Origin of the sequence: Microcoleus sp. LAD1_D3, assembly GCF_036702135.1 — a bacterium.
Taxonomy (GTDB): Bacteria; Cyanobacteriota; Cyanobacteriia; order Cyanobacteriales; family Microcoleaceae; genus Microcoleus.
The window spans coordinates 46,052-56,389 of sequence record NZ_JAUBSB010000043.1 but is presented as its reverse complement, the minus strand read 5'-3'; the positions used below and the strand labels follow the sequence as shown (position 1 = coordinate 56,389).

The window sequence follows — 10,338 nt, the reverse complement described above, 5'->3', positions numbered from 1 at the left end:
ATAAGTTAATAGTTGGGATTCAATCCAGTCAAGCAAAACTTTCCATTATATCATAAAATTATTTTGCAAGAGGTCTAATAAGAAAAGTTCCCGATTAAGTCTCAAACTAGGCCGCCCGTGTGTTAAACGTTAGCTGGGGAGTGAGGAGGGCGATCGCGCACAGCGCCAGGGTTCAACAAAGCCAGAAGTGCAGATATGATGTGATATTATGTCAGGTCAATTACCAACCATCAAATAGGTTTGTAGTGAGGAATGCAAGTCCTGATAAAAAGCAGAGGAGTTGGATTCATCACTACAAAGGCGAGAGCGATTATTTTACGGGAATAGATAGGAGAAACCGAGTCGAGTTCAAAAACAACCAAGCCAGAACAGGGGGCAGCTATTGTTTGAAAAACCCGGTTGCTCTCCAAAACCAAAACGGTTAAATCTTAGCAATATCCCCCGCTAAATCCATCAACGAACCCGCACCTTCCACCTTAGCAACATCTAACAAAGTCTTCAAAACCGAATCGGGATTCAAACTAATCGAATCAATTCCCAACTCAACCAAGAAACGAGCAAACTCAGGATAATCGCTGGGCGCTTGACCGCAAATCCCAATCTTGCGATCGTACTTTTTCGCCGCTTTAATGGCAATTGCTACCATTCGCTTGACAGCTTCATTCCGTTCGTCAAAAATGTGCGCGACTAAAGCAGAATCCCGGTCTAATCCTAATGTTAGCTGAGTTAAATCGTTAGAGCCGATCGAGAATCCGTCAAAAACTTGGGCAAATTCGTCAGCAAATATCACATTGCTCGGCAATTCGCACATCACATACACTTGCAAGCCGTTTTCGCCCTTGACTAAACCGTGTTTTGCCATCTCGGCCAACACTTTGCGCCCTTCTTCCGGGGTGCGACAAAACGGAATCATCGGAATCACATTTGTCAAGCCCATGTCGTCGCGAACTCGCTTTAATGCTTTGCATTCCAAAGCGTAAGCTTCGCGGTAATTCGGGTCGTAATAGCGAGAGGCACCGCGCCACCCGATCATTGGGTTTTCTTCCTTGGGTTCAAACTGCCGCCCCCCCAAAAGATTAGCATATTCGTTGCTCTTGAAATCGCTCATCCGCACGATGACTGGATTTGGATAAAATGCGGCGGCAATTGTGGCAATTCCGTGGGCGAGTTTGTCGGTGAAGAAATCGGGTTTGTGGTGGTAAAGTGCTGTGAGTTCGGCAATTTCTTCCTTGACTGATTCATCCACCAATTCGTCAAAGTGAATCAATGCCAGCGGGTGTGCTTTAATGTGATTGGCAATGATGAATTCTAGCCGTGCTAAGCCTACGCCGTCGCAAGGAATGGCTGATAAACCAAAGGCTTCTTCTGGGTTCCCGACATTCATTAAAATTTGAGTGCGGGTGCGGGGCAAATTCTCGATCGCAGTTTCTTGAATTTCAAAAGGAAGCAAACCCGCATAAACTTTGCCTTCGTCTCCTTCCGAACAAGAAACAGTGATTTCTTGCCCGTTTTTCAAGATTTGGGTGGCGTCGCCGGTGCCGACAATGGCGGGAATTCCCATTTCTCGGGCGATGATGGCGGCGTGACAAGTGCGGCCACCGGAATTGGTGACGATCGCACTTGCTTTTTTCATAATCGGTTCCCAATCGGGGTCTGTTTTGTTGGTAACTAAAACTTCTCCTGATTGAAATTCAGCGATTCTGTGAACATCTAAAATCACGCGGGCTTTGCCTTGTCCGATTGATTCGCCAACGGCGCGTCCTTTTGCTAAAACTGCACTGCTGCCTTGCAATTTGTAGTTTCGCAAAACTTTAGCAGACTTTTGAGATTGTACTGTTTCGGGTCGCGCTTGGACAATAAACAATTCGCCCGTATTGCCGTCTTTGGCCCACTCAATGTCCATCGGGGTGTAAGTTCCGCGCACTTTAGAGTAGTGTTCTTCGATGATGACGGCCCATTTGGCTAGTTGCAGAATTTCATCATCTTGTATGGCAAATTTATTTTTTTCGGCTGCTATGACGGAGACGTTTTTGGTGTATTTAGAACCGCCGATATCGTACACCATTTTGAGTGTTTTGCTGCCGAGGCGTTTGTCTAAAATCGGGAGAAAACCTTGTTTTAATGTTGGTTTAAAGACGAAGTATTCGTCGGGGTTGACGGTTCCTTGGACGACGTTTTCGCCTAATCCGTAGGCGGCGGTGACTAATACGGCGTTTTTGAATCCGGTTTCGGTGTCGATGCTGAACATGACGCCGGAGGATGCTAAGTCCGATCGCACCATTTTTTGGACGCCGACTGATAGGGCGACTTCAAAGTGGTCGAAACCCCGCTGTTGGCGGTAGGAAATCGCTCTGTCGGTGAATATGGAGGCGAAGCATTTGTGACAGCATTCGAGGACGCCAGCGCAAGCTTGGACGTTGAGGTAGGTTTCTTGCTGTCCCGCAAAACTGGCGTCTGGTAAGTCTTCGGCGGTGGCGGAGGAACGCACTGCTACGTCTGTACTGTCGCCGTAGCGATCGCACAATTTTTCGTAAGCATCCGCGATCGCCGCTTGGAGTTCTCGCGGAAATGGTGTGTCGAGAATCAGTGCCCGCGCTTGCTTGCCTTTTTGTCGCAGGTTCTGCAGATCTTCTACGTCTAAATCGGCAAAAATTTCGCGCAATTTAGCTTCTAAACCCGCCGACTCGATGAAGTAGCGGTAAGCGTGTGCTGTAGTTGCAAATCCGTTGGGAACTCTGACTCCTTGGGCGGTTAACTGTTGAATCATTTCGCCCAAAGAAGCATTTTTCCCGCCTACTAATGGGATGTCGGCGATGCCGACTTCATCAAATAATAATACTAAGGCTTTTTCTTTGGGAATTAAAACGGGTCTTGGTGCAATTTCTAATTTTTCGATCATTGCTTTTTTCCTCTAAACTTCATCTCAGTTATGTCAAAGGACAGTAAACAAAAGACGGTTTATTTTGAATTGTAATTTTGTTGCCAAAATTCTCTGATTTTTTCCTAGGCTGTATCAACCGAGTTTTCGATTGCCTCTATTTCAAGATTATCACTTTTTTGCTAAATAGCAAGGCCTGTGGAGATTTTTTATTTGATTGCAAAAAGTAAATAAATCGCAGTAATGAGTTTATTTAAGGTATTATAAAAGAAGTGGTAAAAATATGAATAGTGAAGATAGTTCGCACCGCTTTTTTTGGGTTGAGCGCTCATTGTTGTGGGGATATTGCTGGGATTGTGTTGCTAGGGCAATTGAAGGACAACAAAGGGTGGGGTTCGATCGCGCGATCGGCTGAACCTGCCCAAAAACGGATACTTACTTTCCGACAGTAGTCGTGAGTCGCCCAAAATTTTAGATTCTAGTTCAACCTCCCCGATTCATCTGTGGACTAAATCTAAAATCTAAAATCTAAAATCTAAAATCTAAAATCGACTGATCGGGGCGATCTCCCAAAAAACACAACACCAAGCAGCTTAGTTTCGTCATGAAACCGAGCTTCTAAAAACCCTAAAATTTTTGCCTCTGATTGCGTGGATCTACTTAGAGCAAAAACACAGTCGCATAGAGTGGATTGTAATTGTTGAACCACAGAGTTTTTAACTTGGAGTGGTGGGATTTGGGGCGAGGCAATTATTTATATGCTATAATAGTTAGCTCGACTGCCTTCTGACAAAAAACAAGGTATATGATATCAGTTTTGAGCCCAGCCGCAAAGCAAAACGGCTTTAAAGTTCTTCTGGTCGAAGACAATCAAGCAGAAGCCGAGCTGATCGAAGAATTATTATTAGAAACAAATGTCAGTAGAGCCGAACCCCAAAGGCTATCAGTAAGTTGTACAGACCGTCTCAGCAAAGCGCAGGAACTTTTGGTAGGCGAACATTTTGATGTGATTTTACTAGATCTTTCGCTGCCCGACAGCCAAGACTTAAGTACAATTGTCAAAATACAAGAATACAGCCTAAATACTCCGATTGTCGTACTGACTGCCCGCAACGATGAAGAACTCGCCGTGCAGTCAATCCAAGCAGGAGCTCAGGATTATCTAGTCAAGCGAAAAATCGACAGCGAAGTGTTAATTCGATCGCTCCGCTACGCAGTCGAGCGACAGCACAACCAAGAAGCTTTGCGAAAAAGCGAAGAAAAATATCGCTCGGTAGTCGAGAATTCTCTCGTCGGAATTGCCATTCTTGCTCCTCCGACTTGCCCCTCAGCACCAGAAAAATGCCAGTGGTTGGAAGTGAACGATGCTTTGTGTGATTTGCTGGGATACGCTCGCCAAGATTTTTTGCACGAGAATTGGGAACGGTGGGGTTTTCCTGAAGACTTGCAGGCTAGTTTAGAGCAGTTAAATAAAATTTTAGCAGGGGAGAGTGAAGGCTATGTTTTAGACCAAAGGTGGCGCAAAAAAGATGGAGAAATAGTTTACACTCGAGTTTCCATGCGCTGTATTCGCGGCCGGGACGGCTCGATAGAGCGGATGATAAAAGTAATCTTGGATGTCAGCGACCGCTACCGTTACGAACAAAAATTAAAAACATCAGAAGAGTTTTTTAAGCACACGATTAATGCTACTCCCGACCCAATTTTTGTCAAAGACGATCAGCATCGCTGGATCGTATTAAACGACGCTTTCTGCGATTTAATGGGAAAAACGCGACAAGAACTGATCGGTAAGTCGGGATACGAATTTTTGTCACCAGCAAAAGCCCAAAGGTTTTGGCAAAAAGACGAAGAGGTATTCAGAACTGGCATCGCTGAAGAAACGGAAGAAAAATTTACAGACACCACCGGCAAGAAACGCATAATTTCGATCAAAAAAAGTGTCTTTCAAGCAACTAACAGCAGTAAAATGTTAGTCGGCACAATTCGAGATGTCACTGAGTACAAACGCCAACAATTAGCTTTAAAAGAGAGCGAAGCTAGGTTTCAAAAAATGGCATCTAACGTGCCAGGAATGATTTATCAGTTCCGGCTCGAACCGGGCGGCAGAAAATATTTTACTTACGTTTCTTCTGGTAGCAAAAACCTTTACCAATTAGAAGCGAAAGATATAGAAAAAAAGAAAAATTTTGCTTATGAAACAATTCATCCAGATGACCTCACAGGCTTTGAAAAATCGATCAAAATTTCAGCAACGACTCTGCAACCTTGGCAGCACCAGTGGCGGCAAATTATCCAGGGCAAAGTGAAGTGGCTGCAAGGTGCGTCGAAGCCAGAAAAGCAAGCCAACGGCGATATAGTGTGGGATGGCTTGGTGATGGATATCACCGAATTAAAACAAACCCAGCAAGACCGCGATCGATTTTTTAATATCTCGCTGGATTTACTTTGCATTGCAGGTTTTGACGGCTATTTCAGACGCTTAAACCCGGCTTGGTCTACTGTATTAGGTTACAGCAGCGATGAAATGTTAGCCCAACCTTGGGTCGAATTCGTGCATCCAGAAGACAGAAATACCTGTTTGAACCAATTAGAAGACCTCAAAAACGGCAGTTCAATTGTCAACGTAAAACTCCGCTATATTTGCCGAGATGGTAATTATAAATGGCTGTCGTGGACGGCCTCGCCGTTTGCAGAAGAAGGTTTGATTTATGCAGTTGCCCGCGACGTTACATTGAACAAGCAAGCTGAAGCTGAATTGCGTAAGAGCGAAGCCACCAATCGCGCTCTTTTAAATGCGATACCAGACATGATATTTCGCTGTCGGGCAGACGGCACGTTTGTAGACTTCAAACCAGCAAAAGATTTCCCGCATCTCCTACATCAAAAAAAAGTAATTGGCAAAAAAGCACAAGACATATTGCCGGCTGCTTTTGTTGAAAAAATCTTGTCTGGCAACCAACAAGCGATCGACACTGGCGAGATTCAAGTTGTAGAATATCAAATGCCAGTTAATGGTGAACTGTACGATTTTGAAGCGAGAATTGTCTTCTGCACGGAGGACGAAATTATCGCGATCGTCCGCGACATCACTCAACGCAAACGATCCGAGTCAGTCCTCCACAGGCAAGCAGCGGCAATGGCCCAAGCTTCCGAAGGTATCGCCATATTCAGTGCCGACCATGAGGTGATTTATTGCAACGCAGCACGACTAAAAATCTACGGTTACGACTCTCTAGAAGAAATCTTAGATAAAAGTTGGAAAATATTCTACCAAGGTGCCGAACTGCAAAGGTTCGAGCAAGAAGTCCTGCCGACTTTAGTGAAGAAAGGTTCTTACAGCACCGAAGCAGTAGGATGCCGTCGCGACCGCTCGGAAGTCCCTATAGATGTCTCGCTGACAATGCTGCCCGAGGGGGAAATCATTTGCATTGTTCGCGATATTTCCCAAAGAAAAAAAACAGAAGCAGCACTGCGAGAAAGCCAGCGATTCATTCAACAAATTGCTGGGGCAAGTCCTAATATTTTGTATGTTTGTGACTTAATTGAAAAAAAAACCATCTATGGGAACGCTTCTATCTACCACATTCTTGGCTATACAGTAGAGGAGATTCAGGCAATGGGGCCCTGGATGATGTCAACTTTAATCCACCCCGAAAATTCAATCAAAATGCCTGATTATTTACAGCAAGTCGAAACAGGCAGCGAAGGGGATATATTTGAAATTGAATACAGAATTAGGCACAAGGATGGTTCTTGGCGCTGGATGGTTAGCCGAGATACTGTATTTGCGAAAACAGCAGACGGTAAGTTAAAACAAATTCTCGGCACGGCAACTGATATTACAGAAAGCAAGCAAGCCGAAGATGAAATAAAGCTGTTGCTGGCAGCAACTCAAGCAATTAGTCAGTCAGCCGATTTTCACAGCGCCCTCCCAGATATCCTGCGGTTGCTGTGCAATGCGATCGGCTGGAATTTTGCGGAAGCTTGGATACCGTCTGCTAACGGTACTTGTTTGGAACACAGCGAAACTTGGTACGCTAGCGATCGCGATTTAGATATGTTCGGCAACGAAAGTAAAAAAATTAGATTTGCCGCCGGAGTGGCAGTACCTGGACGAATTTGGTCAACCAGAAATGTAGAATGGATTGAAGATATTTCTGTAGCCAAGAATCATCTTTTTGCCCGATCGCAAATGGCGGCATCAGTGGGATTGAAAGGTTGTTTCGGAGTGCCAATTCACGCTAGCTCAAAGGTGCTGGCAGTTTTAGTATTCTGCAAGCGCGACCGCTCGATTATGGAACCGCGTATAGTAGAGTTGGTCAAGGCTGTAGCGACTCAGTTAGGCGATCATATTCAGCGCAAACAAGCCGAAGAAGAATTGCGTAAAAGTGAAGAACGCTGGCAGTTAGTTCTCAAAGGCAATCAAGACGGAATCTGGGATCTGAATCTTCAAACAAATGAAGCTTTTCGATCGGCCCGCTGGCACGAAATTATCGGTTACGGAGATGGCGAATTCGACAGCACCTACAGCGCATGGATTGATCGCATCCATCCAGACGATCGCTCACGAGTGCAAGCAGCGATCCAAGGTTATCTCGATCGCCAAACCCCCTATTACGCCGCCGAATACCGCTTGCAGTGCAAAGACGGTAGCTATAAGTGGGTGCTCGCCCGCGCTCAAGCAGTGTGGGACGAAGCCGGAAACCCTCTGCGGATGGTGGGTTCGATGACGGATATTAGCGATCGCAAAGCAGCAGAATTAGCTTTACGGCAGGTCACTCAAGCCGTCGAAAGTACCAGCGACGCGATCGTGATCGCCGACTTGAAAGGGCGGTCTATTTACCACAATCAAGCCTTCATGCAGCGCTACGGCTACACGGTGGAAGAACTTAACGATATTGGCGATATGGCCGCGCTTTACGTGCGGCATAAAAATTACAAACAAATCTATAAAAGCCTCCGCCAAGGTCGCTCGTGGTGCGGCGAAGTGACCATGCGAACTAAGAGCTACGAAGCAGTAACTGCTCTCGTGCGAGCCGACAGTATTCAAGATAGTAATGGTAATACCATCGGCTTAATTGGAGTAATTACTGACATCACAAAACGCAAAGAATCAGAAGTAATTTTGCGCCACAAGTTAAAGCGCGAACAGTTGGTAGTAGCCATGCTGGAACGCATTAGATCTTCTCTCAATCTCGAAGAAATTCTTACCAAAAGTGTCGAAGAAGTGCGGCATTTTTTGCAAGTAGACCGCACGGTTATTTACCAATTTAATCCTGATTGGAGTGGGTTGATCGCTGTCGAGTCTGTTGCCAAAAATGCCAGACCAATTGTAGGAATGGAAATTTATGACCCCTGTTTTGGGGCAGCCTACCTTCCTCTTTACCAAGAGGGCAGAATTAGAGCCATAGAAGATGTTCACAATGCCGGCCTCGCCGACTGCCACTTGGCTTTGTTGACGGGGCTCGATGTGAGAGCGAATCTGGTAGTGCCGATTTTGCAAGGCGAAAACTTGTGGGGGCTGTTAATTGCCCACCACTGCACGGGCCCACGTCCCTGGCAGCAATTCGAGGGAGAGTGCCTAAAACAATTGGGGGTGCAGTTGGCGATCGCCATTCAGCAATCAATGCTATTTGAACAAGCACAAACCGAAATTGCCGATCGCAAACTTGCAGAAACCGCCCTGCAATTAGCTAAAGAAGCCGCCGAATCCGCCAACCGCGCTAAAAGCGACTTTCTCGCCAACATGAGCCACGAATTGCGGACGCCTTTGAACGGGATTTTGGGATACATTCAACTGCTCAAACTGGATAAAAATTTTACCGCCGAGCAGCAGGAAAGTCTCAACAACGTTCACCAGTGCGGCAACCACCTGCTGATGCTGATTAATGACGTTTTAGACCTCTCAAAAATCGAAGCAAGTAAAATGGATCTGTCGCTGACAAACGTGCATTTTTTTAGCTTTGTTAAAAGTATTATTGATTTGTTCCAGATGCGATCGGCTCAAAAAGGAATTGCCTTTAATTACGAGCAGGTGTCAGCGCTACCCGACGGCATTTTGGCTGACGAAAAAAGGTTGCGTCAAGTTTTGATTAATTTGCTCAGCAATGCCGTTAAGTTTACGAACAGTGGCAGCGTTACATTCAAAGTCGGTTATGCAGAAAATTTCCCCGATAATTATCCTCAAACCAACTGCGAAACTTCTAATTTGACAGCGGAAATTGCCACTCAAACGATCAATTTTACCGCGAATTTAGACGCGCAGCAAATGTCGATCCCGCCACTGGGAACAAAAGAAGCGCGCGAGGTGATAACAGCAGACAATACCGGCGATGGTGCCCCTACCCCTAAAATTCGCTTTCAAATCGAAGATACGGGCATTGGCATCGGGCAGAATAAATTAGAAGAAATATTTTTGCCTTTTCATCAAGTGGGCGATCATAGTAATTTCGTCGAAGGTACGGGACTGGGACTTTCCATCAGCCAAAAATTAGCCAAAATGATGGGCAGCCAAATTCGCGTCCAAAGTACCTCCGGCAAAGGCAGTATATTTTGGTTGGATCTAGACTTGCCCGCAGTCGCCCAGTCTTCTGAACTCCCCTCCCGGCAAGAAAAAAGGCGGCTTATCGGTTTTACCGGCCCCCAGCGGAAAGTGCTAATCGTGGACGATCACGAAGTAAATCGCGCCATGTTGCACAGACTACTTTTTCATTTAGGCTTTGAAATTGCACAAGCTACAGACGGCGAAGACTGCTTGCACAAAGCACAGGAATTTCTACCGGATATAATTTTAATGGATTTGCTGATGCCCGTAATGAACGGTTGGGAAGCTACCAGACGGCTGCGACAGTTGCCGGAATTAAAGGATACGGTTATCCTTGCTTTGTCCGCTAACGTTTACGAGACTACCAAGCAAGAGAGCATACTTGCAGGTTGCGATAATTTTCTCACCAAGCCGATTCAAACTAATGAGCTTTTAGAATTATTGCGCCTACATTTGAGACTAGAATGGGTTTACGAAGAAGGAGCACAAACCAAAAAGCGGACAGATCAAACTGCAAAAGCATCTTCTGAGATTGCTGCTGCTGACTCAAGGATGGTGTCTCCTGCCTCAGAGTCAGTCTTGGCGTTGTTAAGATTGGCTGCAATGGGCGATATTGAAGCTATTCTGGAAGAGACTGCTAAACTCGAAGCTTCTGACCCGAAATTAGTGCCTTTCGTTCATCACCTGCGCCAACTTGCTAAAGGATTTCAGCTCAAGCAAATTCGAGATTTTTTGAAGCAACATTTGTCCTAAAATTGACTGTAGCTAACACACAACTCAAAATCAGTTAAATCTCACCTCTTGCACTTTTGTCAGCAACAGGCAAGATGCCTGTTCCACAGAGACTGTAATTTTGGTGGGGTGGGCATCCTACCCGCCCATAAAAGAAAAGAGTGATTGCCAATAAAGGCAT

At 45.5% G+C, this 10,338-nt stretch carries 3 protein-coding genes; 2 read left to right on the top strand and 1 reads right to left on the bottom strand.

Translation table 11 applies throughout. The features are described 5' to 3' along the window. Positions 1–421 precede the first annotated feature (421 nt). Positions 422–2,899: a phosphoenolpyruvate synthase gene (ppsA, locus tag QUA74_RS21290; RefSeq protein ID WP_333333226.1), complete on the bottom strand. Its 2,478-nt coding sequence runs from the start codon at positions 2,897–2,899 to the stop codon at positions 422–424. Between the two features lie 262 nt (positions 2,900–3,161). On the opposite strand from ppsA, the gene QUA74_RS21285 reads away from it, so the two are divergent. Continuing rightward, positions 3,162–3,293, top strand: a complete 132-nt coding sequence (locus QUA74_RS21285) for a hypothetical protein (RefSeq protein ID WP_333333224.1) — start codon at positions 3,162–3,164, stop codon at positions 3,291–3,293. A 390-nt stretch (positions 3,294–3,683) separates the two neighbouring features. Continuing rightward, positions 3,684–10,178 carry a PAS domain S-box protein gene (locus QUA74_RS21280; RefSeq protein WP_333333223.1) on the top strand — a complete coding sequence of 2,165 codons (6,495 nt, stop codon included), beginning with the start codon at positions 3,684–3,686 and terminating at the stop codon, positions 10,176–10,178. Positions 10,179–10,338: the final 160 nt, after the last annotated feature.

Bases quoted from the DNA above. Each gene is read 5' to 3' on its own strand.
- ppsA (WP_333333226.1), bottom strand. From the start codon at position 2,899: ATGATCGAAAAATTAGAAATTGCACCAAGACCCGTTTTAATTCCCAAA.
- QUA74_RS21285 (WP_333333224.1), top strand. From the start codon at position 3,162: ATGAATAGTGAAGATAGTTCGCACCGCTTTTTTTGGGTTGAGCGCTCA.
- QUA74_RS21280 (WP_333333223.1), top strand. From the start codon at position 3,684: ATGATATCAGTTTTGAGCCCAGCCGCAAAGCAAAACGGCTTTAAAGTT.